Genomic DNA, 26,594 nt, shown 5'->3' with positions numbered 1-26,594 from the left:
CAGGATCGATCAGAGGTCAACGGGGCGAACGAACTGTGCACAATCCGACGACAATCGCCCCAGACAAGGCATTCTTTGGCATGAAAACGGCAGGCGCATGAGCACAAGGGCGCTGCCTGGCGAGTGCTGGGCCATCACTGACCATGCCGCCGGCAACCAGCGGCAGGCGCTGGCCCTGGCCGAGCGGCTGGGCATGCCGGTGCGCCACCTGGTGCTGTCGCCGCGTGCGCCGTGGTCGTGGCTGTCACCACGGATGATGCTCGGCGGACGGCTGGCGCTGCCACGCGACCAGCGCACCACTTTCGCGGCGCCCTGGCCGACCGTGGCCATTGGCTGCGGCCGCAGCGCTGCCTTGTTCACCCGCATGCTGCGTAGCGTGACGGAACATCACTGCCATACCGTGCAGATCCTCGATCCGCGCATCGATCCGGCCCACTGGGACACCGTGATCGCCCCCCGCCACGATCAGCTCGCCGGTGACAACGTGCTGCGACCACTCGGATCGCTCAATCCCGTTGACGACAACTGGCTGGAAGACGGCCGCGAGGCGTGCTCGACCCTGGGTGATCTGCCGCGCCCGCGTGTCGGCGTGCTACTCGGCGGACCACGCACGGGGATCCGCATCGATACCGACTACGCCAAGCGGCTCATCGACACACTGCTTGCCCGTCGACGCAGCGAAGGCGGTAGCGTGCTGGCACTGGCATCGCGGCGCACGCCTGCCGCGGTGATCGACGTTGTGCGCGGCGCATTGAAAGGTATTCCAGGCCTGGTCTGGTCAGGACCTGACGACGGCAGCAATCCTTATCCCGGCGTACTCGGCTGGGCCGACCGACTGGTAGTCACGCCCGACTCGGTCAATATGCTCAGCGAAGCCTGTGCCGTGGGTTGTTCCGTACAGACGCTGGTGGCAGAGCCATTGCCGTCGAAGATCGCACGCTTTCATCGCAACCTGCACGAAGCGGGCCTGCTACACGATTTGGACAGTGCAGCTCCCTCCCAACAAATACCATTGCGCGAAACAGCTGCGATGGCCGACACCTTACGCCAACGCGTGCTGTTGAAATGACTTGTACCTTACGCGCCCAGAGCTAGCTTAATCAGGTCTTGCGAACTTTAATCCTAATACCCCGTTTAGCAGCGAGCCAAAGTCGAGCAACGGTAAAGGAGCAATCATTATCCGCCGAATCGTCCGAAACGTTTTGTGCTAGCTTTTGCTGCGGCCAGACGCATGGCCCATATGTCGATAGCACATTATACATCGACGCAAACAGGGGACAACATGAAGATTTTTGCCAGAGTGCTTAAATTCGTGCTGCTGATTGCCGTGCTTGCCAGCTGCACGATGAACGTCAAACCCAATATGGACGACACCTCGCAGTTGCCGGATGGCAAAGGCGTCCTGGTAGCCCGCTTGGCTGTCCCATATCTTTTGAAACCTGGCCTGCCAACATCGGTTGCGTTGCTCAATATCAACAACGGTTCGGGTGTAAATATCCGACTAAGTTCGGCCGAAACCTATCTTGCCATCCCACTTCCAGCAGGCAGTTATCGATGGAACAATCTCAGCGTAGGTTCTTACGGCGCTCACATCAGCTCAAAGCAATTCGAGATTGACGCGGGCAAGATCAATTACGTTGGCGATATTATCCTGTTGATGGAAGGCACCAACAATCCCAGAACAAGCAGTATCGCAACATACCGCGCCAATTTTAAAATCTACGATTACCATAAACATATTCTTCCGGTGCTGGCTGCAGCTTATCCAAAGCTATGGAGCAACTATCCGGTAGTCATAAACCTTCCTGCTGCTTACTAAACCTGGATCGGAGAAGAATCGATCCGCATAAAAATCGAACAGAGCAAATCGGCCCGTTTCCACCTTGTAAGACGTGATACGCGGCACCCAATCCACCGAGCAAGCGCAGCAGCCACCATGATTCATATCCGGACCTTTCAGGAGTCCCTGCAGTCGCGAATCCACAAGTGCAGGGACACGTTTTAAAACGCAAACCCCAAGGCGCGCGTCACGACATTAACGTCGCTGGTCAGTGCCTCCAATTCTTCATCGCGCTGTGCAATACGCGAACGTAAATCCAGCGTGCAAAGCAACGCACGCCGCAATAGCTCCGCATGCGCCACGGTCAGGCAGTTGGCCTGGGCCGTATCCAGCAAGCGTGCCTCACGGCAGGCTTCAATCAAGCCGGCGTTGGCGGTAATCGCCAGCAAGCCCGGTGCATGAGCGGCGTGCGCCAGCACCAGACCTTGCAAGGCAAATTCGATATCCAGCAAGCCACCGTGCCCTTGCTTGAGATCGATCTGCGCGGCATCCGAGCGATCGCGCTCGGCGCGCCAGCGTTGTCGCATGCTGCTCACTTCCGCCAGCACTGCCGCGCGATCGCGCGGCACGGCCAGCGTCCGGCGCCTGACCTCTGCCAGCTCGGCATTCAACGCTGCGTCACCGGCGACAGGACGGGCGCGCAGCAGGGCTTGATGTTCCCAGGTCCAGGCGCGGCTCTCCTGATAGGTCACGAAGGCTTCCAGGCTGCCGACCAGCAGTCCTTTCGAACCGTCGGGCCGCAAGCGCGTATCCACTTCGTACAAGCGCCCCGCCCGCGTCAGCACGGTCAGCCAGTTCATCACGCGCTGGGTCAGGCGCTGATACCAGCGCGAACCTTCCAACGGACGTGGACCATCGCTCATCTCTTGCGCGCGCTGACCATCAAACACGAAGACCAGATCCAGATCGGACGCAAAACCCAGCTCTTCGCCACCCAGGCTGCCATAGCCAAGCACCGAAAAACCCGAGCCCTGCCCCGGCAGTCGGCCATGCTGCGCGATCACCTCACGCTCGGCCAGCGCAGCTACTGCATTGACCACCGATTCGGCCAGCGCGGCCAAGCGGCGCGCCGTGGACACGGCATCGGCACGCCCATCGTTGAAAGCCAACCCTAAGCGAAAGGCGATGCTGGATTTGAATTCGTTGATGCGCTCCAACTCCGCCTCGGCTTCACGTTCGTCCAGCGTGGTAAGCACGCGCGCGATCTCGGCGCAGATATCCGCACGCTTGAGCGGCAGCTGATCGATACGCGGATCGAGCACATCGTCCAGCAACAGCGGCTGTGCAATCACGCGTTCGGCGAGGAACGCGCTGTCGGCAAACAGTTGGGCAAGCCGTTTGCGCGCGGCGGGCTGTTCCTCCAGCAATGCCAGATACGAAGGGCGTCGCGCCACGGTCTGGATCAACCGGCACAAGCGCAGCAGGCATGGTACGGGTGCCGCGGTCGCGCGCGCCACGGACAGCAATTGCGGCATCAGATGATCGAGCTGTTCGCGCGTGCGCGCCGACATCGCACGCAACTGCGCTGCTTGCGGCAACTTCGACAAGGCGTCGACCGCATCTGCGCCAGGAACGAAGCCTGATGATTCCATCAGCGCGGCATCCAGCGATTCATCGCAGGCGCGCTGCCACAGCACCGCGTCGGCCGCCGGCACACTCGCACGGGAGCCGCCTTCGGGCATCAGCACGGCAGCGAATTCGGTAGCGACGATCTCGCGGTGTCTGGCCAGTTCCTCGGCCAGCGGTTCCCACGCCGGATAATCCAGGCCCAAGGCCAGACGCTCGCGGGTCAATGCATCGTCAGGCAAGTCATGGGTCTGCGCGTCGCGCAGCATCTGCACGCGGTTCTCCAGACGCCGCAAGAAAACATACGCTTCGCGCAAAGCGCGTGCACGCGATGCGGGAATATGTCCACGCGCCTCACAGGCGGTAAGCGCCGGCAACAAGCCGCGTACACGCAAACTCGGTTCGCGGCCACCGCGGATCAATTGCACCAGCTGCACGATGAATTCGATTTCGCGGATACCGCCCGGCCCCAGCTTGAGATTGTCCGCCAAGTCTTTGCGTGCGACTTCCGCGTCAATCAGCGCCTTCATCTCTCGCAAACCAGCGAAAGCGGTGTAATCGAGATATTTGCGATAAACGAAAGGCCGCAGCATCTCCTGCAACTGCTTGCCCGCCGTGCGATCACCCGCCACCGTGCGCGCCTTGATCCAGGCGTAACGCTCCCAATCGCGCCCTTCTCGCTGGTAATACTGCTCCATGGCACTGAACGGCAAAGCAAGCCGACCTGCATTACCGAAAGGACGCAGCCGCAGATCTACGCGTGCACAGATCCCATCCTTGGTGGGTTCATTCAACAAGCGCACCAGCTGCCGACCGAGGCGTACGAAATATTCGCTGTTATCCAACGAACGCGCACCATCGCTTTCGCCGCCGTGCGGATAAGCGAGCACCAAATCGATATCGGATGAGAAATTCAGCTCCGCGCCACCGAGCTTGCCGAAGCCGATCACGATCAGCCGCTGCAGGCTTCCATCCTCTCCGCGGGCATGCCCGTAGCGGGCGGCCAGCATGCGCTCGGACCAATCGAGCGCGCTGCCCAGCAAGGTTTCATAGAGCACACTGGTGGCCGACAACACCTCCGGCAGCTCATCGAGGCCATTCACGTCACGAAAGACCAGGCGCAACGCTTCGGCATGACGAAAGCGGCGCAACGTAGCCATCGTGGCCGTCTCATCAATATCGAGTTTGAGCGTATCGATGCGCGCCGCGGCATCGCTGCCTGAGCGCAAGCGCTCCAATCCTTGCGGCGCGAGCAACTGCGGCTGACTGCGCCAGGTTTCGAAGGCGAAATCGCTGGCCAGCAAAGTACGCCGGATGCGTTCGGCCACGCCTGCATCGTCATGCAGCGGCACGCCGGCAGCGCGGCAACAGGCAACCAGCTGCGCGTAGCGATCGTCGATCAAGGCACGCAGCGCGGAGGATTCGGTCGAAGCGGAAGTCACAGCCATGCGCCCATTATGACCGGAACTTCCCCGTCCTCCGAATCGCGGTTCACCTCCACGCGTATTGGCTGCATCCGCATCCATGTGCCAGCAGCAGCGGGACAGAACCCGATGGCATCGACCGACAGCGCATCCCTATCGCTGACGGCACCTTAGTCGGACGGCCCCGCATTGGGCCGCGATAGCCAGCAAAGGAGCGACACCATGCAAGGACGTCATGGATCCGGACTAGACCTTCCATCAGGCGATGACACCCATTCGCCTGCGATGCTCAAGTTCGGCGAACAAGGCGAAGCGGTCCGCGAACTGCAACGCCAGCTGAGCAAAATCGGTTACCACGATATCGATGGCGCCCCGCGTGCCGACGGCGCGTTTGGCCACCGTACGCGTTACGCCGTCGAGGCCTTTCAATACGATTATGGCCTGATCGTCGATGGCGTGGTTGGCCCCAAAACCTCGGCCGCGCTGAAGCATGCCCAACACGCGCATCGCGTCTTCAGGTCATCGACAGACGATTCCGAACAAGCCATGGGCGGCTGAAATCGCGAAAACGCCTCACGCTTCCAGGCGACGCCACGGTCCAAAGGCTACCGGCGACACGGATTGATGTGGATGGAGCTCTGCACGCGCGCGAACGCGGCCATCTTTGTCGCTGCCGAATACCGTCAGCGACTGAAAGTGGATCCCCAGTGATTCACCCACTGCAACAGCATGCCGCGCCCAATCACGCTCGCTCCACTCCGCTTCCAACGGCTCTGCCAAACCATCCATCTGCAGACCGGCGCGCACCGTGCCGGCGACATGCCTTAGTCCCAACAGCCGTGCGGCCAGACCTTCGCCTTGGCGCGAGGCAGGGACGATATGCTCAGGCCTGGCGTGCACAGTGACCTTATGCACATCTTCGGTTGCGAAATCATCCAATCGCCATGCGTGACCAAACAGGCGCAGATGCGAATCATCGAGTTCCCCCGGCAACGATTGGCCGCGCGCAATGAAGCCGGAGGCAAATGGCGTAGCCGGATGCTGGTAGATCTGCTCCGGCGTACCGATCTGCTCGATGCGCCCACAATTCATCACTACCACGCGATCCGCCATTTCCAGAGCTTCATCCTGATCGTGTGTCACGAACAGCGTGGTGATACCGAGCGAGCGGTGAAACTCACGCAGCCAGCGGCGCAGATTCACACGTACCTGTGCATCGAGTGCACCAAACGGCTCATCCAGCAACAGCAGTCGAGGCTCGATAGCTAGCGCACGAGCCAATGCCACGCGCTGGCGTTGACCGCCCGAAAGCTGTGCGGGATAACGCCCCACATATGATTCAAGCTCGACCCGGCGCAGCAACTCCTCCACGCGCGCCTTGATCACGGAAGCCTTCGGCCGGGATCGCCACGGGCGTACGCGCAGACCAAATGCCACGTTCTGCGCCACGGTCATATGCGGAAACAGGGCGTAATGCTGAAACACCAGTCCTACGCCACGACGGCGCGCATCCAGCGCCAGCAAATCCTGCCCATCGCGCTGCACGCTGCCAGCATCCGGCTGATCAAGCCCGGCAAGGATGCGCAGCAGGCTGGTTTTGCCCGATCCTGATGGGCCGAGCACGGCGACGAACTCACCATCGGCGATCGTCAGGCTGACATCGTCCAGCGCCGTGAACTGGCCGTATTGGCGACGCAGACGCGAAATTTCGATACCCATGCCGCTGTTCCTCAATGCCCTGCGTGCAACCCGCCGCTCTGCCGCCACTCCAGCAGGCGCTTGATGCCCAGGGTGAACACAGTTAGCAGGGCGAGCAGTGAAGCCACTGCAAAGGCGGCGGAAAAATTTTCGTCATAGAGCTGATCGACCTGTAGCGGCAAGGTGTTGGTCAAGCCGCGCAGATGACCGGAAACGACATATACCGCACCAAACTCGCCCATCGCGCGCGCATTGCACAGCAGGACGCCGTACAGTAGGGCCCAGCGCACTCGCGGCAAGGTCACGCGGAAGAAGATCTGCCAGCCATTCGCACCGAGGGTGAGCGCCGCTTCTTCCTGCTCCGATCCCTGCGCCTGCATCAGCGGAATCAGCTCGCGTGCAACGAATGGCAAGGTCACGAACACTGTCGCCAAAACCAGCCCTGGCAGCGCAAAAATCACCTGCAACCCGCGCGCTTCCAGCCACGGCCCGAGCCAGCCGTATTTGCCGTAAATCAGGATCAGCATCATGCCTGCCACTACCGGCGACACGGAAAACGGCAAATCGATCAACGCACCCAGCAGTGCCTTGCCGCGAAACTGGAAGTGCGTCATCGACCATGCGGCGGCGAGGCCGAAGACCAGATTCAAAGGCACGGCGATCGCCGCCACCGTCAAAGTTAGCCGCACAGCGGCAAGCGTGTCCGGCTGGCGGATCGCATCCAGATAAAAGGCCGCGCCCTGGCGGAACGCCTCGGCAAATATCGCCAGCAACGGAAGCACCAGCAACCAGGCAAGCACCGCGATGGCAGTCAGCACCAGCACAACATGTGCAACGCGAACCGACCGTTCGGGCCGCCCACCTATCGTTACCACGGCGGATAGGGCAGCCATCAGCGCGACACCGCCCAACGGCGTGTCCACCGCTGTAATACCGCGATCGCCACCAGCAACAACAAGGACGCAGCGAGCATCACTACGCCCAGCGCGGCTGCACCGCGATAGTCGTATTGCGAATCGATTTTCTGCACGATCAGGTACGGCGCAATCTCAGTACTGAACAGGCGATTGCCGGAAATAAACACCACCGAGCCGTATTCGCCAATCGCGCGAGCCAGCGCCAATGCGTAACCTGTGAGCAGGGTCGGCAACAATAGCGGCAGGAGCACGCGGAAGAAGCGTTGTCCAGGCGATGCGCCCAAGGTGTAGGCCGCCTCCTCAAGATCACGCTCCAGGCTCTCAAGCACCGGCTGCAAAGTCCGCACCACGAACGGCAATCCCACGAACACCATCGCCAACAGCACGCCCAGCCGCGTGTAAGCCACTTCGATTCCGTACGGCGCCAGGCGGCTTCCCAGCCAGCCGTTTGGCGCATACAACGCCGTGAGCGCGATACCTGCCACCGCCGTCGGCAATGCAAACGGCAAATCGACCAGTGCATCGCACAGACGGCGGAACGGGAAGCGGTAACGCACCAACACCCAGGCCACCAGCAGGCCCAGCAGCACGTCGATGGTGGCTGCCAGCACAGCCGCGCCGAAACTCAGCCGCAACGACGCCAGCACGCGGCGCGTACCGACCTGCGCCCACCATCCCGCCGGCCCCAGTTCGCCAGCCGTCCAAAGCAGCGCTGCCAACGGCAGCAACACGCAACTGCCCAACACAGCCAGCGTGTAGCCTGTGCTCAAGCGAAATCCTGGCAGAACGTGGCGTGTCATCAGGAAGCGTTCTCAATGCTCGCCTTCGGTGATCTGGTCGAACACGCCGCCATCGGCAAAATACGTTGCCTGCGCTTTGCGCCAGTCACCAAACTGCTGGGCCAGCGTGAACGTCTTCACCGCCGGGAATTGCGCGGTATAGCTGGTCGCTACCGATGCCAGACGTGGTCTGAAAAAGTGCTTGGCGGCAATCGCCTGCCCTTCCGGACTGTAGAGAAATTGCAGATAAGCCTGCGCGACTTTCTGCGTGCCATGTGCGGCCGCAACGGTGTCGACGACAGCGACTGGCGGCTCGGCCAGAATCGTGGAGGAAGGCACCACGATTTCAAATTTATCCTTGCCGAACTCCTGCTGGCTCAGCAACGCTTCGCTTTCCCACGCGATCAGCACATCGCCGATCCCACGCTGGACAAAGGTGTTGGTGGCGCCGCGTGCACCCGTGTCCAGCACAGGCACATGCTTGTAGAGCGCAGTGACATAGGCACGTGCCTTGTCGGCGCTCCCTCCGGGTTGACGTTCAGCCCAACCCCAGGCAGCAAGGAAATTCCAGCGTGCACCGCCGGACGTCTTTGGATTGGGTGTAACCACTTGCACATCTGACCGGATCAGATCCGGCCAGTCGCGGACATGCTTCGGATTGCCCTTGCGCACCAGGAAAACGATGGTCGATGTATAGGGCGAGCTGTTGTCCGGCAAACGCGTTTGCCAGTCCTTGGCCAGCAAGCCCTTGTCCGCCAGCACATCGATATCGTAGGCGAGCGCCAGCGTGACGATATCGGCCTGCAACCCATCCAATACGGCACGCGCCTGCTTACCGGAACCGCCATTGGAGGTCGTAACGGTGACACTCTGCCCTGTCTGTTTTGCCCATTGCGCCTTGAAGGCTGCATCCACGTCCTGAAAATACTCACGGGTGGGATCGTAGGACACATTCAACAGCTGCGTATCCGCTGCGTGGACATAGCCTGTGAGCAGCGTAAGCAGGGCGACCAGCATCAACATGTTTCGTTTCATACGGGACAGATCTCCTTCGGGCAGGTCGAAGACGCCCATCGTCGACTATAGATTTGGATGGCCAAACGGCTGAAAGCGCGGATCGTTCTATCCATATGCCGGACATCCGCCCGGGCGATCAGATAAAGACTTCCGCTCGCAATTCGAATACGTGCGGATTGATGACCAGCCCGCGGCGATCGCTGAATGCCCAGATGTAGTTCGCCTGCAAGCGCAGATGCGTGCCCAGGTACCAGTTCGCGCCGGCAGTCCAGTCGTGTTCTTTGCCACCGAACACCCGGCCGTCGTTGAGATCCAGTTCGCTGTAACGCAAGGCAAATTCCACCGCGCCCCAGGGATGCGAGGGGATCACATTGCTGACATTGCCGTCGTGATACTGGCGCGACTCACCGGTCACCACCCAGGTGCCATAGGTGTAAAAGCCGTTGATGTCGTAATTGGGCTTGCCATTGTTGAACGTCGTCTGCGTTTGCAGGTATTCGCTCTGGATAGACCACGGACCATCGATCCACAGTCCCTCCAGACCCTGACGATTGATGTGGTCAACGCCGGTAAGCGTGCCTGAGCTGATCAGCGTCACCGTGGTGAGACCCGCTTCGGGCGGCGTCTTGAAGCTGGTCGTTGCCGGCTGCTGCACACCTAGCGCGTCGACAAGCCCATGGGGGCGCTCTTGTGAGGCGGCAAGCCCCAGGTGCAGAACATGGCCCGGCGCATGAATCGGCACCCAGGCGGCACGGGCAGCAACGGTATGCCCCGGATTTTTGCCCTCCATGTTCTCGCCGTAATACCCCAGGCTGGCCAGCCAATGCGTACGCAGAATGGCCCAGTCGATGCCGATACGGCGATTTTCATAAATCGCCTGCGATGGCAGTGCCAGCTCAATGAATGTCGTCTGGGTCGAGGTGGTCACTCCCTCGAAGCTCACCGGCGTCTTGCTTTGCCCGAAGCGGATAGCACCAAAATCCTGGCCAAATAGGGCCTGCGACTGCAGGCGGAAGAAGGCGTCCTGCCATTGCTTCGATTGAAAGTCGTAATAGACGGTCGCGTCGTACACGCCAGGCTTCTTCACGTAGAAACCCAGGTATTTGCGGCGATTGGTGTGCGAGTCCGTGAATTTTCCGTCGTCGTGTGAAAAGTCGTTCACATCGTATTGATAGCGCAGCACCAGGCCCAAGTCCGTCCCGTCATTGAACTGCACATGGGTCGGCCAGTTGTTGAGCCAGTCGTAATCGTCAGCCCTGGCGGTGGTCGGCACGAGCATGGACAAGACCGCCGCCACGGCCCATGCGAATACCGGATAAGTGAATGTCGATCTTCGCTGCATGGATGCCTCCGACGCCGTGCTGGCACGGCGCCCTTTGATAGAAAGAAGAATTCCCCACGGAACGCCTGAGGGGTGCGCTCCAGGATCCATGCTGCCCTGCGGCATCGGCGAAGCGGAAAGGAGGGAATGGCATGCGGATATGCCGCCCCATCATTTCTTCGTTAAAAAACGAAGTTCTAACATCTTCGAATCAGATGGACGTCTATACGTCCAAGGATGAAGAACGATGACGGCCGCCACACTATCGCCACTGCCGGAGGATAAGCAAGCCCTCGTCACCCGGCTGGCCGAAGGACTCGACACCCCCGCCCTGCACTGGCTGTCCGGCTACTTCGCCGGCGTGGCCGTGCAGCGCCAGGGTGGCGGCAAAAGCGCGGCTATCGAACCGGCCGCCGCAACGGATACGCAGACCCGGCTCACTGTGCTCTACGGTAGCCAGACCGGAAATGCCAAACGTATTGCGGAGGATCTTGGTCGTCGCGCGACCGCCGCAGGCCTGGCCGTACGCATTGTCCGCGCGGACGCTTACGTCACACGCGAACTCAAGCAGGAGCGCTTGCTCTATGTCGTCATCAGCACCCAAGGCGATGCCGAGCCGCCGGACGACGCGCGCGCCTTCGTTGAATTCCTGAGCAGCTCGCGTGCGCCGAAACTGGACGAGCTGCACTACGCCGTGCTCGGCCTCGGTGATTCCAGCTACCCGCAGTTTTGCGCTATCGGACGCCAGGTCGACGAACGGTTGGCCGCACTGGGAGGCGCGCGTCTGTTTAGTGCAGGCGAAGCCGATGTGGACCTGGAGAGCGTGAGCCAGCCCTGGCTGGAGCACGCACTTCAGCAGGCGCGCGAACAACTGAAAACCGCGACCCCTCTGGCGAAGGTGACGCCGCTTCGCACAGCGCGCAACACGCCGACCTGGCATCGCGAGCAGCCCTTCGCGGCACCTTTACTGCTCAATCAGCGCATCACCGGCCGTGACAGCGATCGCGATGTACGGCATCTGGAACTATCACTGGAAGGCTCTGGCCTTCGCTATGCACCGGGCGATGCGCTCGGCGTATGGCCGACGCAAGCAGCTGCACTGGTCGAGGCTATTCTTGCGACCACGAAACTCAATGGCGACGCACCCGTGCAGGCCGGTGGCGAAGAGCGTTCGCTGCGCCTCTGGCTTGCCGAGCGGCGCGAGCTGACACAGTTGACCCGGCCGTTCTTCGCCGCACACGCCGAACGCAGTGGTGACGCTGCATTGCGCGCATTGCTCGAGCCGGTGTCGCGCGACGCGCTGTCCGAACGCTTCTCACATTGGCAAGTGATCGACCTGCTTCGCCGCCATCCGGCTGATTGGACGCCGGAAAGCCTCGTCGCCGCTTTACGACCACTCGCGCCACGTCTGTATTCGATCGCATCCAGCCAATCGGTGGTCGGCGATGAAGTACACCTCACCCTCAGCCATGTCGACTACGCCCTGGATGGCGAAGCGCGTTGGGGTGCGGCCAGCCGCTATCTGGCACATCGTGCCGAAGGCGAAACCGTACCCGTCTTCATCGAAGCCAACGAACGATTCCATCTACCGGCGGATGAACGCGACATCATCATGATCGGGCCCGGCACCGGCGTCGCGCCGTTCCGCGCCTTCGTGCAGGAGCGCGCAGAGCGCGGGGCCAGCGGACGCAATTGGCTGTTGTTCGGCAATCCGCATTTTCACTCGGATTTCCTGTACCAGACCGAGTGGCAGCAAGCGTTGAAGAATTCGCAGTTGCATCGCATCGATCTCGCCTTTTCGCGTGATCAGGCCGAAAAAATCTACGTGCAACACCGTCTTCGCGAGCAAGGCCGCGACCTCTATGAATGGCTCGATAGCGGCGCGCATCTCTATGTCTGCGGCGATGCCACCCGCATGGCGAAAGATGTGCACAAGACGCTTATCGACATCGTCGCCGAACACAGTGCCCGCACGGCCGAAGACGCCGAGACATGGCTGAACCAGTTGATCCAACAGGGGCGTTACGCCCGCGATGTGTACTGAGGCGCGCGATGAGCGATAGCACCGTTTCTGAATTCGAACGCATCAAGGCGAACAGCCGCTTTCTACGCGGCACGCTGGTGAAAGGCCTGGCCGACCCGATCACGGGCGCGATCAGTGATGACGATAACAAGTTGCTGAAATTCCACGGTAGCTATCAGCAGGACGATCGCGACCTGCGCGAGGAACGTCGCAAACAGAAGCTGGAACCGGCCTACCAGTTCATGGCTCGCGCACGCCTGGCTGGCGGCGTGCTCAGTCCCGCGCAATGGCTCGCCTTCGACCACATCGCGCGCACCTGGGCCAATCACACACTACGCATCACCACGCGGCAAACCTTTCAGTTGCATGGTGTGCTCAAGCGCGACCTGAAACGCTCCATTGCCGAGATGAATAAGGCACTCGTCAGCACCATCGCCGCCTGCGGCGATGTGAATCGCAATGTGGTGGCAAGCGCCAATCCCGTCGCTACGCCAGCGCACCGGCTGGCTTATCGCTGGGCGGAACGTCTTTCCGAACACCTGAAGCCCAAGACGCGTGCCTATCACGAGATCTGGCTGGATGAGCAACTGATCGCCGGTGGTGAGGAAGAAAGCGAGCCGCTCTACGGACCCACCTATCTGCCGCGCAAGTTCAAAATCGGTGTAGCCGTTCCGCCCAGCAATGATGTCGATGTCTTCGCCCAGGATCTTGGCTTTATCGCGATCATCGAGCACGGCGAGCTGCTCGGCTTCAACGTAGCCATCGGTGGCGGCATGGGTGCTACGCAAGGTGACCCCAGCACCTATCCGCGGCTTGGCAGCGTCACAGGCTTCGTCGTGCCCGAACAACTGCTGCGCACGGCCGAGGGTGTGATCGAAGTGCAGCGCGATCATGGCGATCGCAAGGAGCGCAAGCACGCACGGCTCAAATACACGATTGATCGCATGGGCCTGGCTGCTTTCAAGGCGGAGCTGGAGCAACGCATCGGCTTCGCATTGCAACCGTCGCGGCCCTATCGCTTCGACCATAACGGCGACCGCTATGGCTGGACCGAAGGCGACGATGGCCGCTGGCATCTCACCTTGCACATCGAAGCGGGCCGCCTCGCCGACTCGCCTGATCAACCGCATTTGAGCGGCTTGCGAGCCATTGCCGAAGCGCACCAGGGCGATTTTCGCCTTACCTGCAATCAGAATCTGATCATCGCCAATGTTCCCACTTCACAACGCGCGCACATTGACGCGCTGGTCGCGGAGCACAAGCTGGATGGCTATCGCCGGCTAAGCGGCATTCGTCGCCATGCGGTCGCTTGCGTGGCCTTGCCAACCTGCGGGCTGGCCATGGCCGAAAGCGAACGCTATCTGCCGCAGTTGTTGCCGAAGCTGGAAATGTTGCTGGAGCAGCATGGCTTGCGCGACGAGCCGATCCTGCTGCGTCTGTCAGGTTGCCCGAATGGCTGCTCACGTCCTTATCTCGGCGAGATCGCACTGATTGGCCGTGCGATCGGCCGCTACGATTTGCGCCTTGGCGCCGACTTCGCAGGCCAACGCCTTAATCGCACTGTGCGCGAAAATATCGACGAAGCGGAAATCTTGCGTGAGCTCGACAGCCTGTTCGCACGCTACGCCGCGGAACGCACAGAACAGGAACGGTTCGGCGATTTTCTGGTTCGTAGCGGCGTGTTGCCAGCCGCTCGCCACGCCATCGATGCAGAGGTCTTCGCATGAGCCTGCCGACTCCTGATTTCGCAGCCAGCGATACGCTGGCGCTGAAGAAGCTCGATGCATGGCTGCTCAGCCGCACGGCTGAAGAACGCGTGGAATGGGCACTGCGGCAGTTACCTGGAGAGCATGTACTTTCCTCCAGCTTTGGCGCCCAGTCGGCAGTATCGCTGCATCTGCTTACGCAGCAGCGCCCGGATATTCCGGTCATTGTGGTCGACACCGGCTATCTGTTCGCCGAGACCTATCACTTTATCGACGAACTCACGCGACGCCTGTCGCTCAATCTGCGCATCGTTCGCCCCACGCTGTCACCGGCATGGCTGGAGGCGCGGCATGGCGAGCTTTGGAATCAAGGGCGTGATGGATTGGATCACTACAACCGTCTCGCCAAAGTGGAGCCGATGCAACAGGCGCTGACCGATCTCGGCGCCGGCACCTGGTTCGCCGGTCTGCGTCGCCAGCAATCGTTGAGCCGTGCCGACGCACCTGTACTCGATCATCGGCATGGACGCTGGAAGGTGCATCCGATCATCGATTGGACCGATCGCGATGTCGGTCTGTATCTGCGCCGTCACGACCTGCCCTATCACCCACTGTGGGACAAGGGTTACGTCTCGATCGGCGATACGCATACCACGCGCCGCTGGGAACCCGGCATGCGCGAAGAGGACACCCGCTTTTTCGGCATCAAGCGCGAATGCGGACTGCATCTCGACGTTTGATCACCCGCCTATTGAAGAGTCCGGCCATGGATGGCCGGGTCCGTCGCAGAAGGAACTGTGTCATTGAAAAATCCGGCCACGGATGGCCGGGTTCGTCGCAGAGGGACCTGCGCATGCCCCCGAGAAGGAAAACCCATGAATGCCGTTGTTGCCGAGAGTGTCTCGGCCGAACATCACGCGCTGGTTGCGCCCCACGGTGGCGTATTGCGCGAACTTTATGTCCCCGCCCCCGATGCAGAAATCCTGAAGCGAAACAGCGCCGGGTTGCCACAGTGGACGCTCAATCAGCGCCAACTCTGCGACCTGGAATTACTGCTCAACGGCGGTTTTTCGCCGCTGCAAGGTTTCCTCGGACGCGCTGACTACGATCGTGTTCTTGCGGAGATGCGGCTGGCGAATGGCACGCTATGGCCGATTCCGATCACGCTGGATGTGGATGAAGCGTTTGCGGCGAAGCTTCCCGACAACGCGCAAATCAGTCTCAATGACACCCAGGGCACGCCGCTGGCCGTGCTGACGGTTGAGGATGTCTACTTTCCCGATCGCATCGCCGAAGCGCGATCGGTGTTCGGCACGACCGACCGCACGCATCCGGGCGTTGCGGAATTGCTTGATCGTACCGGCCCGGTTTACCTGGGTGGAAAGCTGCAGGGCATCCAGCCTCCGCCCCATTACGACTTCACCGCGCTTCGTCACAGCCCGCGTCAGCTGCGTGATTGGTTCCGGCAGCACGGCTGGCATCGCATTGTGGCGTTTCAGACACGCAATCCCATGCACCGCGCACACCGCGAGCTGACGTTGCGTGCTGCCGAACAAGTGGGTGCCAAGCTGTTGATCCAGCCGTCGGTAGGCCGCACCAAGCCCGGCGATGTCGATCACTACACACGCGTGCGTTGCTATCACGCCTTGCTCGAACACTACCCCAGAGATCACGCAACGCTATCGCTACTGCCGCTGGCCATGCGCATGGGCGGACCGCGCGAAGCGCTGTGGCACGCGATCATCCGCAAGAACTATGGCGCCAGCCATTTCATCGTTGGCCGCGATCACGCCGGCCCAGGCAAGGATGCGGAGGGCAAACCTTTTTACGATCCCTACGCTGCACAGGAACTGCTTTCCGAGCACGAGGACGAACTGGGTATACAGATCGTTCCGTTCCCGGCGATGGTCTACGCCGCCAACCGCGATGTGTATCTGCCGCAAACCGAAGTGGGCTCGCAAGACGAAGTGCGCGACATCTCCGGCACCGAGTTACGGCGACGCTTGCATCAGGGCGAAGCCATCCCGGAGTGGTTCACGTTCCCCGAGGTGGTGAAGATTTTGCGCGAACGCCATCCAGCCAATGCGCGGCAGGGTTTTGCGTTGTTCTTCACCGGACTTTCCGGCTCCGGCAAATCCACCCTTGCCCAAGCCGTACTTGCGCGCCTGCTGGAAACGGGCAGTCGGCCAGTCACGATGCTGGACGGCGATGAAGTGCGCCGGCATCTGTCCAAGGGACTGGGCTTTTCGCGTGAGGATCGCAACGCCAACATCACGCGCATCGGCTACGTCGCCAGCGAGGTAGTGCGTCACGGCGGCATCGCCATCTGCGCCCCCATCGCACCTTACGCCGAAGCACGCGATGAAGCCCGGCAACTGGTGCAGTCGCACGGACATTTCGTGGAAATCCACATCGCCACGCCTTTGGAAGTGTGCGAAGCGCGCGACCGAAAAGGCCTTTATGCAGCGGCACGTGCCGGCAAGATCAAAGGTTTCACGGGTATCGACGATCCTTACGAAACACCTGCATCGCCAGAACTAAGGATCGACACCAGCGAGGTAAGCGTCAACGACGCCGCTGAGCGTGTGCTGGCCTGGTTGCACAGCCAGGAGCTAGCCTGACAAGCAGCACCACAGATCCCCTTCTCTCATGCCGAGGGAAGGGGTGGACTTCAAAAAGGATCGCAAACTCAGGCCGCTCGGGTGGTCGCACGGCGAACGCTTCTTTGCTGCAGTTCGCCCCAAAGCGGCGCCTTGGGCCAGTTGGCTTCGGCATGGCCTGCCACCACGCGACGCAGTTCCGCCTCATCGATCTGCGGCGCAACCAATCGCGCCAACTGGGCGACATAACTGCGCAGCACGTGATCCCGCCGCAACACCAGCCAACTGGTGCACACCGGCAGCAGGTCGTCGATATCGAGCGTCACCAGCTCGCGAGCATCCGCAGCGCTGATGGCCATCTCGGCAAGAATGCCTACGCCCAGACCAGCCAGTACATAGGTCTTGATCAGGTCGGCATCGGCAGAGGTGCAGGCGATGCGTGGCGACAGGTTCGCCGCAGTGAAGGCACGGCGCAGGGATGATTCCGGCTGAAGTGACGATTCGTAGCTGACCAGCGGATATTCGGCCAGATCCTGAATCCGCAACGGTCGGCCCAGCTTGGCCAGTGGGTGACCGCTCGGCACGACGGCACGCCGGTACCAGCGGAACAGCGGCACGGCAATGCCGCCTTCGGGCGCCTGACCGCTGGTGCTGACGATTACCAGATCGACTTCGCCGCTTTCGAACAGGCCGATGATGCGCCCCTCACCCTGCGGACGGATGTGCACGCCAAGGTCGGGATATTGCTGCTTGAGCTTAGCGATCGCCTCGGGCAACACGAAGCGCGCCTGCGTATGCGTGGTGGCCAGGGACAGCTCGCCGTGCGCCTCTTCGCGCAGGTTGGCGGCCAGTGCGCGGATGTTGCGCGCCTCGTGCAGGATGCTGCGCGCCCGTTCCAACACCTGGCTGCCGGCCGGCGTGATGGCGTCGAGGCTCTTGCCACGGCGCGTGAATACCTGAAAGCCCAATTCGCCTTCCAGCTGCTTGAGCTGCTTGCTGATCCCCGACTGGGTGGCGTGCACGTTATCGGCGGCCAGGGTGATGTTAAGGCCGGCGTCGGCGATGGCGACGATATAGCGAAGTTGCGTGAGGGTCATGAGATCGGCTCCAGGATGGGTTGCGTGCAGGGCTGTGCGTTGCGCATGGCGCAACACATACAGCTCACGCACCACCCTGGATGGCGTTTCATCACGATCTCCGGACTAGTCCTATTTCGCTGGTCTCCGGACCTTAACACAGCGTTATTTGGACGTCTATACATCTATCAGTCTCCGAATTTACGCGTTTTGGCTATGCCCTGCCGCCATATCCTCGGTCGCTGTCGCCATTTCTCACGTCTAAATCGCAGCGCTACCGTAGACGACGCTCCCAGCCGGCTATTGAGAAACAACCTGTTGGGGCGGGCCAAGGAAAGCCCGCAGAGAATCAAGCACTTCAAGTGCTTGATTTGTCAGAGCTGAGTTCGGGCATATACCGAACTCGGCAAGTTGAGAGAGTGCAGGAAAACACTTTCGCAACACCTTGCTCATTTCTCCGCCGGATGCGATCCATGCAGCTGTATCCCTTATTCGCCGACCTGACCGATCGCCCTGTGCTGGTGGTGGGTGGTGGCGACGTAGCGGCCAGAAAGTCGGCGATGCTGTTGCGGGCCGGCGCAAAGGTCACGGTAGGCGCACCGGTACTGGTGCCCGAATTGCGTGAACTGGCGCAGCAGGGCCGTATCATTTATCGGGCCGGCGCTTATCAATCCGACTGGCAAGACGGCATGTGGCTGGTTGTCGCAGCAACGCGTTCACGCCCGCTCAACATTCGTATCGCGACGGAAGGACATGCACAGCAGCGGTTGGTGAATGTGGTCGATGATCCGGCGCTATCAAGCTTCCAGGTACCGGCGGTGATCGATCGATCGCCCTTGCTTGTGGCTATCTCCAGCAGCGGTGCAGCGCCGGTGCTGGCCCGCCGCTTGCGCGAGCGCATTGAGAGCTTGCTTGATCCGGCATTAGGTTCCTTGCTGCAACTGGCCCAGCGCTATCGTGCGCGCATCCGCGCACGCCACACCGATCTGGCATCCCGCCGCCGCTTTTATGACTGGCTTCATGACGGTCCGGTGCATGCACTGCTGCGCGTATCGCAGCCGACGCACGCGGAGCAGCAGTTGGTCACCGCCTTGTCCAGACGCGAGGCGCCAAACATACAAGGATCGGTAGCGTTGGTTGGCGCCGGTCCGGGTGATCCGGGTTTGCTGACGTTGCGTGCGTTGCGTGCACTCAACGAAGCTGACGTTATCTTGCATGACGAATTGGTCAGCCCCGAGGTATTGGATCTTGCACGACGCGATGCCATCCAGATTGCGGTGGGCAAACGCGGTGGCGGCATTCACACATCGCAGCAGTCCATCCACGCGTTGCTACTTGAGCATGCTCAGGCAGGTCATCGTGTCGTGCGACTGAAAGGCGGCGATCCTTTCGTGTTTGGGCGAGGTGGTGAAGAACTCGCATTTTTGCGTGAACACGGGATCGCCTGCGAAGTGGTGCCCGGGATTACCGCTGCATTGGCTTGCGCGGCTTATAGCGGTGTACCGCTGACGCACCGCGATCATGCGCAATCCGTACGGCTGGTTACGGCGCACTGCCAGCATTCTCTGAACACGCTGGATTGGAGTGAGCTTGCACGCGAACACCAGACCTTGGTGTTTTACATGGGCGTCAGCAAGCTCGATGACATCACCCGACAACTTCTGGCGCACGGACGCGCCCCCGATACACCTTTCGCCTTGATCGAAAATGGTTCGCTACCTACCCAGCGCACGTTGGCCGGCACGCTGGCCGCGCTGCCGGTGCTGGCTGCACAGCACGCGATTCAAGCACCCGCACTACTGATCCTGGGTGAAGTAGCCGCACTGGCCGGCGCTTCGCATTGGCATGGAGAATGGCTTGGCGCCCTTCCCCGCCACGGCGCGGTGGCTGCAAATTTGGCCAACGCGGCCTGAACTGGGAGCGTGGCGCGGTTCAGCCCGGCGCCAGCTTGAACAAAGTCAGGCAAGTCCCTGACCTGCCTCGAGAAGACATGAGCAACGGTCCAAGCCAGTTCTTTTTCCTGTGCGTTTTCCGTTAGTTATATGCGAAACGGCCTGAACCCGCCCTGACAACAAAGAGGGGGCCGACAACCGATTCATGTCAGCCACGTTACAGTCCACATCCCCTGAGATGACAGGTCGCTGGACTGCATGACCCTCGCATCGACAACGACGACTTCAACACGCAGCGCTGCTCTCCGGTTTGCCCTGGTAGCCGCGATGACGACGGTGTTTGTCTTGCTGACCGGATTCCTGGACGGCAACGACGGCGTTTCCGCCTCGCGTTTGCTTGCCCAGCCTGCCTATCCGCTGGCCAATGCAATGCCCGGCGTGCTGCTGGCCCTGTTGCTGCTGATACTGACGCGCCGCACGCTGCTGTCGTTCGGGGTAGCTTATCTGGCGCAGGCCGTGATGTATGGCGTGAACGCGCTGAAAGTCGCCAACCTGGGCACACCGCTGCTGCCGGCCGATTTCCGCATGGTCGGGCAGTTGCGCAAAGGCGGCATGCATGTGCTTGGCAGCTATTTGCCACACAGCCCCTGGCCGTATCTGGCGATCATCGCCGGCATCGCGCTGGTCGTTGCGATGTGGTGTTTCGAACCACCGCTGTTCGCGCGTCGCACTGGCGGCAAGCGCGTCGTTGCAGGCGGCTTGCTCAGCATCACGCTTGCCACCTTGTTGGTTGGTGTGCCTGGCTGGGGCAACCTGTATAACGGCCACAAGCTGTGGCTGGAACCGTGGTCAGCCGCTGCAACCACCAGCCATTCGGGCTTGGTCAGTTCGCTGGTGATGTTCCATTTGCAGGATCGTCGCACCAAACAGAAGGCCGATCCCAACGCCGTAAGCAATCTGCTGCAATCGACCGGTGATGCGGTGCGCACGCGCATGCAAACACCCGTCGGTGACAGCACAGCATTACCCGATATCGTGGTGATCCAGAGTGAGTCGTTCTTCGATCCGAGCATCGTGCGCGGTTACGAAAACGCCCATCTCACACCCAACCTGACACGTCTTGCCGCGGGCGGCATGAGTGGTCCATTGCACGTGCCTACGTATGGCGGCGGCACGATCCGCACCGAATTCGAAGTGTTGACCGGTCTGTCCCTGCGCTATTTCGGCAACATGCAGTTCCCGTATTTGCAGTTGAACGACAAAGTCGTACCGAGCATGGTGCGCGTCCTGCGCTCGCACGGCTATGAAACCGTCGCGATCCATGGCAACGACCCAACCTTCTGGAACCGCAACACGGCGTTCAAGGCATTGGGCTTCGATCGCTTCGTCTCGCAGTCCAGCTTCCCAGCCAATGCGGCGATGGACGGCAAGTACATGGCCGACAGCGCGATGACCGACGAAATCATGGCGCAGCTGAAAGATTCCGGTGCGCCGCAGTTCCTCTTCGCCATCAGCCTGGAAGCGCACGGCCCGTATGACGTGACGCCGAAGGACGTCGCCGCGCGCGATGCCATTGCCGTGCCTGCCGCCATCAGCGCGAAAGATAAAGTCGAAGTACAAAACTACATCTATCACATGCAGCACGCCGACCAGGAACTGGGGCGGCTTGCTGCACTGCTGGCCAAGCGCAGCCGCCCGACCCTGCTGCTGTTTTATGGCGATCACCTTCCGGGCCTGACGGGCGCTTATCAGGCGACCGGTTTCGTCGATGGCCAGAACATGCTTGGCCAGGCCGGCACGTGGCTGCTGATCGATCCGCGCAATCCGGGTAGCGCACAGCGTGTCGACATGGCCTCCTGGATGCTGCCCGGACTTCTGCTTGAACGCGCCGGCATCCATGACAACGCCTATTTCGCGCTGACCCAGGTGCTTGCGCCATCACTGGCCATGCTCACTCGCGCTCCCGGCGCAACACCGGTGGCCGAGAGCGCGCAGCAGAAGCAATTCGACAACGACATGGCCAGCGTTGCCCTGCTGCAAATGAAGGGCAAACTGGACAAGCTGTTGCCGGCAAGTTTTCTGCCCACCAATACCGCGGTGGCCAAGCAGGATGATGACGAGAGCCAAGGTATTCCGTCGTCGGCGGCGATGGGGATTCATCGCTGACAAGGCGGCGATAACGATGAGGCAAGTCTGCTAGTCGACGCTTTGGTTCTTGCGTAAGCCTATAAAGGATTCGCCGCCCATCCAGGCAAAAGAAAACCCCGCTTGCGCGGGGTTTTCTCGTAACACGTTGCGTTGGAAAGCAGGACTTAGAAGTCCATGCCGCCCATACCGCCCATGCCGCCGCCCGGGGCGCCACCATGGTTGTGCTCTTCCTTCTTCGGCAGCTCGGCCACCATCGCTTCGGTGGTGATCAACAGACCAGCCACGGAAGAGGCGTACTGCAGAGCCGAACGAGTGACCTTGGTCGGATCCAGGATGCCGAATTCGATCATGTCGCCGAACTCGCTGGTAGCAGCGTTGTAGCCGTAGTTGCCCTTGCCTTCCTTGACCTTGTTAACGACCACGGACGGCTCGTCGCCAGAGTTGAAGACGATTTCGCGCAACGGAGCTTCCAGCGCACGACGAGTGATGGCGATGCCGTGGTTCTGGTCTTCGTTCTCGCCTTTCAGCTTTTCGATCGCAGCCAGCGTGCGGATCAGCGCCACGCCACCACCGGGGACCACGCCTTCTTCAACGGCTGCGCGCGTGGCGTGCAGGGCGTCTTCGACGCGGGCCTTCTTTTCCTTCATTTCGATTTCGGTCGCAGCGCCAACCTTGATCACGGCAACACCGCCGGCCAGCTTGGCCACGCGTTCCTGCAGTTTCTCGCGATCGTAGTCGGACGAGGTCTCTTCGATCTGTGCTTTGATCTGGCCGATGCGCGACTGGATCTTCGCGGCTTCACCAGCACCGTCGATGAGGGTGGTGTTTTCCTTGGTCACGACGACCTTCTTGGCGCGACCCAGATCCTGGATCGTGGCCTTCTCAAGCTGCAGGCCGACTTCTTCGGAAATGACCTGGCCGTTGGTGAGGATGGCCATGTCTTCCAGCATCGCCTTGCGGCGATCGCCGAAGCCCGGGGCCTTCACAGCAGCAACCTTCACGATGCCGCGGATGGTGTTGACCACCAGGGTGGCCAGCGCTTCGCCTTCCACTTCTTCGGCGACGATCAGCAGCGGCTTGCCAGCCTTTGCGACGCCTTCGAGGATCGGCAGCATTTCGCGGACGTTGGAGATCTTCTTGTCGTACAGCAGGATGAAGGGATCTTCCAACTCGACCTGCTGGCTCTGCTGGTTGTTGATGAAGTACGGCGACAGGTAGCCGCGATCGAACTGCATGCCTTCAACCACGTCGAGTTCGTTTTCCAGACCCGAACCTTCTTCCACCGTGATCACGCCTTCCTTGCCGACCTTCTTCATGGCGGTGGCAATGATGTCGCCGATGGCGACGTCGGAGTTGGCGGAGATGGTGCCGACCTGGGCAATCGCCTTGTCGTCAGCGGTGGGCTTGGAGAGCTTCTTGAGCTCTTCCACAGCAGCCGTCACGGCCTTGTCGATGCCGCGCTTGAGGTCCATCGGGTTCATGCCGGCGGCAACCGCCTTCAGGCCTTCGCGCACGAACGCCTGGGCCAGCACGGTGGCGGTGGTGGTGCCGTCACCGGCGTTGTCGGAAGTCTTGGAAGCGGCTTCCTTGACGATCTGGGCGCCCATGTTCTCGTAGGCGTCGGCCAGTTCGATTTCCTTGGCGACAGACACGCCGTCCTTGGTGACGGTCGGGGCGCCGAAGCTCTTCTGGAGCACGACGTTGCGGCCCTTCGGGCCGAGGGTGACTTTGACGGCGTTCGCGAGAGTGTTCACACCCTTGAGGATGCGAGCGCGGGCGTCTTCGCCGAAGCGGACTTCTTTAGCGGCCATAAATTTTTTGCCTCAAAAAATTTAAATTGAATACGGAAAATCTTGCGAGAAACTGCGGAAGGAGCCGAAGGCGACGAGGTGCGATTTTGTTTTTCGCACGTGTCGCGTCAAATCAGCCTTCGATAACAGCCACGATGTCGTCTTCCTTCAGGAAGACCAGCTCTTCGCCATCGATCTTGATGTCCTGGCCCGAGTACTTGCCGAACAACACCACTTCGCCGACCTTCACCGACATCGGACGGACCTTGCCGTCTTCGAGGATGCGGCCTTCACCGGCGGCGATGACCTTGCCGCGGGTCTGCTTTTCAGTGGCGCTATCAGGAATGACGATGCCGCCGGCGGAGACACGCTCCTCTTCCAGGCGCTTGACGATGATGCGATCGTGCAGCGGACGCAGTTTGCTCATGGGATGAACTCCAGCTATGGCTTGGGATGGATAAAGTTTTGCCCCCGACCGGCCTGCTGTGGTGAGCTGTTAGCACTCGGGGAGGGTGAGTGCCAATTCTAGCCACCAAAAAAACCCCTGCAACAGGGGGCGGTCGGGACTAAGGGATTGGATAAGGGTGGCTTGGCGGCTTTCAAGGGCTTTGATGAACAAATACGTTCATCGCCATCGCCCCGGCACCGGCCGGGGTCCGGGGTCCGGGGTCTTTGAGTGGCTGGATCTAGGGATTAGCCCCTGGCGACGGAATCCCCCCTATCGACACCGGCGCCCGAAACGTCAACGATTACCCATTGCATGAACCACAAAGGCTATCGGCAGTGAGTAACGAGCGCTCGCTTCGCGAGGAAATCGTCGCCAACGGTTTGAAACTGACCCCGTCCGGCCTGAGCCAGGGCACCTCGGGCAACCTGAGCATCCGCTTTGGAGAGGGATTCCTGGTCACGCCCAGCGGCGTGCCCTACGGCGAAGTTACCCCGGATGACGTCGTTTACGTGGCGATGGACGGCCACTATGAGCATGCACGCCGCCCATCCAGCGAATGGCGCTTCCATCGGGATATCTATGCCGCACGCCCGGATGCCCATGCCGTGGTCCATGCCCATCCGCCCTATAGCACCGCGCTGGCGATGTGCCGGAAAGCCATCCCCGCGATCCACTACATGATCGCGGTGAGCGGCGGCGACTCGATCCGCTGTTCCGACTACTACACCTACGGCACGCAGGAGCTCTCCGACGCTGTGGTTCGGGCGCTGGAAGGACGCCTGGCCTGCCTGATGGCCAATCACGGCATGATCGCCACCGGCGCGACCATGGAACAGGCCATGTGGCGCGCCGTTGAAGTGGAAACGCTGGCCCGGCAGTACACGCTGGCCCTGCAGATCGGCGATCCCGTGCTGCTGACCAATGCGGAAGTCATTCAAGCGCTGGAAAAATTCGGTAATTACGGGTTGATGTCCCGACCAACACCGCGGACATAGTATTTCCGCATCTGAATACATCGCGTGCTTGCTTCTAACGTCCATCAAACCGACCGTCATCCCGGCGAAAGCCGGGATGACGGTGAGGCAGCTGGATGCTTCTCGCAGGTTTAAGTTCGCAGCACTGATGTATAGGCAGGCCGCCTCTTCCCACTGAGTCAATGCCATGACCGAATCCAACCGCGTGCTGCTCTGCTACTGCACCTGCCCCAACGCAGCAAGTGCGCAGCGTCTGGCTGAAGCGCTAGTTGGCGAATCGCTGGCTGCCTGCGTGAATCGCATTCCCGGGATTCAGTCCACTTATCGCTGGAAGGGCGAGGTCACGACCGATACGGAAGAGTTGCTATTGATCAAGACTACTGCCGAGCGATTCGAAGCATTGAAGGAACGCCTGCTCGCGCTGCACCCCTATGAGCTGCCGGAATTGATTGCCGTGCCGGTGGAGCGTGGCCATACCGCCTATCTGGATTGGGTGCGCGCAGCGGGTGAGGACTGATCGAAACGCAGCGCAAAGTGGTCATGCAAATTTGTCCTAATGTGGCCATTTCATACGACCACGCCAGCCTCTAGCCTGTGGTCAACGAAGAACCAGGACGCCCCCATGATCGACCTGTACTTTGCAGCCACCCCGAACGGCCTGAAGGCCCGGCTGTTCATGGAAGAAGCGCAACTGCCCTATCGCCTGATCACCGTGAGCCTGAGCAAAGGCGAGCAATTCAAGCCGGAATTCCTGGCCATTTCGCCGAACAACAAGATTCCGGCCATCGTCGATCATGAGCCTGCCGGCGGCGGGGAGCCGATCATGATGTTCGAGTCGGGCGCGATCATGCTTTATCTGGCCGAGAAAACCGGCCGCCTGATTCCTGCCGACGCACGCGGCCGCGCCGAGGTGTTGCAGTGGCTGTTCTGGCAAATGGCTGGACTGGGGCCGATGGCTGGGCAGATCGGCCACTTCAATATCTACGCGCCGGAAAAAGTGCCGTACGCGATCGATCGCTATACCCGCGAGACCAGCCGACTCTACGGGGTGCTCAACCAGCAACTGGCTGATCGCGTCTTTATCGCAGGCGACTTTTCGATTGCCGATATCGCCTGCTATCCGTGGATCGTGCCGCATGAAGCGCACGGCCAGGAACTGCAGGCGTTTCCCCACCTCAAACGCTGGTTCGAAACGATGGCAGCGCGCCCGGCGACGTTACGCGTTTATCAGGATGTCGAGAACGTGTATGCGCCTAAACAACCAGCGCTATCAGAGGAAGAACGGCGCGTGCTGTTTGGACAGAGCGCGAGCAGCAATTCTCGCGTTTAGTTCCATGGCCCGTCATTCCGGCGAAGACCGGAATCCATGCTTCGT

21 protein-coding genes are annotated in these 26,594 nt (G+C 60.8%); 12 read left to right on the top strand and 9 right to left on the bottom strand.

From position 1 onward, the window contains the following. Positions 1-97 precede the first annotated feature (97 nt). Both ISN74_RS01905 and ISN74_RS01900 read left to right on the top strand, forming a co-directional pair. A complete protein-coding gene (locus ISN74_RS01905; protein WP_188796845.1) occupies positions 98-1,069 on the top strand; it encodes a mitochondrial fission ELM1 family protein in 972 nt (323 codons plus the stop codon). Positions 1,070-1,282: 213 nt separating this feature from the next. After that, on the top strand, positions 1,283-1,819 hold the full coding sequence (locus tag ISN74_RS01900) for a hypothetical protein (RefSeq protein WP_188796843.1): 537 nt from the start codon (positions 1,283-1,285) through the stop codon (positions 1,817-1,819). Between the two features lie 182 nt (positions 1,820-2,001). On the opposite strand, the gene glnE is transcribed toward ISN74_RS01900, so the two are convergent. Next, complete coding sequence (gene glnE / locus ISN74_RS01895; RefSeq protein ID WP_188796841.1) at positions 2,002-4,854, bottom strand: bifunctional [glutamate--ammonia ligase]-adenylyl-L-tyrosine phosphorylase/[glutamate--ammonia-ligase] adenylyltransferase; 2,853 nt, start codon at positions 4,852-4,854, stop codon at positions 2,002-2,004. A 198-nt stretch (positions 4,855-5,052) separates the two neighbouring features. Between glnE and ISN74_RS01890 the strand changes: the two genes are divergently transcribed. After that, positions 5,053-5,388 (top strand): peptidoglycan-binding domain-containing protein, encoded by a 336-nt coding sequence (locus tag ISN74_RS01890; protein WP_188796839.1) that lies wholly within the window; start codon positions 5,053-5,055, stop codon positions 5,386-5,388. Positions 5,389-5,403: 15 nt separating this feature from the next. Here ISN74_RS01890 and ISN74_RS21270 read toward each other — a convergent pair whose 3' ends face one another. The 5 genes from ISN74_RS21270 to ISN74_RS01865 form a co-directional block, all read right to left on the bottom strand. Continuing rightward, entirely contained in the window at positions 5,404-6,549 is a 1,146-nt protein-coding gene (locus ISN74_RS21270) for a sulfate/molybdate ABC transporter ATP-binding protein (RefSeq protein WP_188796836.1), read from the bottom strand. Positions 6,550-6,560: 11 nt separating this feature from the next. Beyond that, a complete protein-coding gene (gene cysW, locus ISN74_RS01880) occupies positions 6,561-7,421 on the bottom strand; it encodes a sulfate ABC transporter permease subunit CysW (RefSeq protein ID WP_188796834.1) in 861 nt (286 codons plus the stop codon). Further along, positions 7,421-8,245, bottom strand: coding sequence for a sulfate ABC transporter permease subunit CysT (gene cysT / locus ISN74_RS01875; RefSeq protein ID WP_188796832.1), 825 nt, complete (start codon positions 8,243-8,245; stop codon positions 7,421-7,423). The genes cysW and cysT overlap by 1 nt, the downstream gene beginning before the upstream one ends. Before the next feature lie 12 nt (positions 8,246-8,257). Beyond that, a complete protein-coding gene (locus ISN74_RS01870) occupies positions 8,258-9,259 on the bottom strand; it encodes a sulfate ABC transporter substrate-binding protein (RefSeq protein ID WP_188796830.1) in 1,002 nt (333 codons plus the stop codon). Between the two features lie 118 nt (positions 9,260-9,377). After that, entirely contained in the window at positions 9,378-10,583 is a 1,206-nt protein-coding gene (locus ISN74_RS01865) for an OprO/OprP family phosphate-selective porin (RefSeq protein ID WP_229678939.1), read from the bottom strand. A gap of 226 nt (positions 10,584-10,809) precedes the next feature. On the opposite strand from ISN74_RS01865, the gene ISN74_RS01860 reads away from it, so the two are divergent. From ISN74_RS01860 to ISN74_RS01845, 4 genes are all read left to right on the top strand, one after another. Continuing rightward, the gene (locus ISN74_RS01860) at positions 10,810-12,606 is read left to right on the top strand and encodes an assimilatory sulfite reductase (NADPH) flavoprotein subunit (protein WP_188796828.1); all 1,797 of its coding nucleotides are present in this window, start codon (positions 10,810-10,812) and stop codon (positions 12,604-12,606) included. Between the two features lie 8 nt (positions 12,607-12,614). Beyond that, positions 12,615-14,312, top strand: coding sequence for an assimilatory sulfite reductase (NADPH) hemoprotein subunit (gene cysI / locus ISN74_RS01855; RefSeq protein ID WP_188796826.1), 1,698 nt, complete (start codon positions 12,615-12,617; stop codon positions 14,310-14,312). Then, positions 14,309-15,031, top strand: a complete 723-nt coding sequence (locus tag ISN74_RS01850) for a phosphoadenylyl-sulfate reductase (protein WP_188796824.1) — start codon at positions 14,309-14,311, stop codon at positions 15,029-15,031. Before cysI ends, ISN74_RS01850 begins: the two co-directional genes overlap by 4 nt. Positions 15,032-15,166: 135 nt before the next feature. Continuing rightward, complete coding sequence (locus ISN74_RS01845; RefSeq protein WP_188796823.1) at positions 15,167-16,912, top strand: bifunctional sulfate adenylyltransferase/adenylylsulfate kinase; 1,746 nt, start codon at positions 15,167-15,169, stop codon at positions 16,910-16,912. Positions 16,913-16,980: 68 nt separating this feature from the next. Here ISN74_RS01845 and ISN74_RS01840 read toward each other — a convergent pair whose 3' ends face one another. Beyond that, complete coding sequence (locus ISN74_RS01840; protein WP_188796821.1) at positions 16,981-17,988, bottom strand: LysR substrate-binding domain-containing protein; 1,008 nt, start codon at positions 17,986-17,988, stop codon at positions 16,981-16,983. 443 nt (positions 17,989-18,431) lie between these two features. On the opposite strand from ISN74_RS01840, the gene cysG reads away from it, so the two are divergent. Both cysG and ISN74_RS01830 read left to right on the top strand, forming a co-directional pair. Continuing rightward, entirely contained in the window at positions 18,432-19,880 is a 1,449-nt protein-coding gene (gene cysG, locus ISN74_RS01835; protein ID WP_425488824.1) for a siroheme synthase CysG, read from the top strand. A 237-nt stretch (positions 19,881-20,117) separates the two neighbouring features. Further along, positions 20,118-22,025 carry an LTA synthase family protein gene (locus ISN74_RS01830; RefSeq protein ID WP_188796817.1) on the top strand — a complete coding sequence of 636 codons (1,908 nt, stop codon included), beginning with the start codon at positions 20,118-20,120 and terminating at the stop codon, positions 22,023-22,025. 146 nt (positions 22,026-22,171) lie between these two features. Here the strand turns inward: ISN74_RS01830 and groL are convergent, their stop codons facing one another. Both groL and ISN74_RS01820 read right to left on the bottom strand, forming a co-directional pair. Continuing rightward, the gene (gene groL / locus ISN74_RS01825; RefSeq protein ID WP_188796815.1) at positions 22,172-23,818 is read right to left on the bottom strand and encodes a chaperonin GroEL; all 1,647 of its coding nucleotides are present in this window, start codon (positions 23,816-23,818) and stop codon (positions 22,172-22,174) included. A 112-nt stretch (positions 23,819-23,930) separates the two neighbouring features. Further along, on the bottom strand, positions 23,931-24,224 hold the full coding sequence (locus ISN74_RS01820; RefSeq protein ID WP_188796813.1) for a co-chaperone GroES: 294 nt from the start codon (positions 24,222-24,224) through the stop codon (positions 23,931-23,933). Positions 24,225-24,580: 356 nt separating this feature from the next. Here ISN74_RS01820 and ISN74_RS01815 point away from each other — a divergent pair, with 356 nt between their 5' ends. The 3 genes from ISN74_RS01815 (at position 24,581) to ISN74_RS01805 (ending at position 26,549) form a co-directional block, all read left to right on the top strand. Then, positions 24,581-25,240 carry a class II aldolase/adducin family protein gene (locus ISN74_RS01815; RefSeq protein ID WP_188796811.1) on the top strand — a complete coding sequence of 220 codons (660 nt, stop codon included), beginning with the start codon at positions 24,581-24,583 and terminating at the stop codon, positions 25,238-25,240. 166 nt (positions 25,241-25,406) lie between these two features. Beyond that, positions 25,407-25,736, top strand: a complete 330-nt coding sequence (cutA, locus tag ISN74_RS01810) for a divalent-cation tolerance protein CutA (protein ID WP_188796809.1) — start codon at positions 25,407-25,409, stop codon at positions 25,734-25,736. Between the two features lie 105 nt (positions 25,737-25,841). Beyond that, entirely contained in the window at positions 25,842-26,549 is a 708-nt protein-coding gene (locus ISN74_RS01805) for a glutathione binding-like protein (protein ID WP_188796807.1), read from the top strand. Positions 26,550-26,594 lie beyond the last annotated feature (45 nt).

This window comes from Dyella caseinilytica, from assembly GCF_016865235.1.
Taxonomy (GTDB): Bacteria; Pseudomonadota; Gammaproteobacteria; order Xanthomonadales; family Rhodanobacteraceae; genus Dyella_B; species Dyella_B caseinilytica.
The sequence above is the reverse complement of the archived record's forward strand: the minus strand, read 5'-3'. Positions and strand labels throughout refer to the sequence as shown.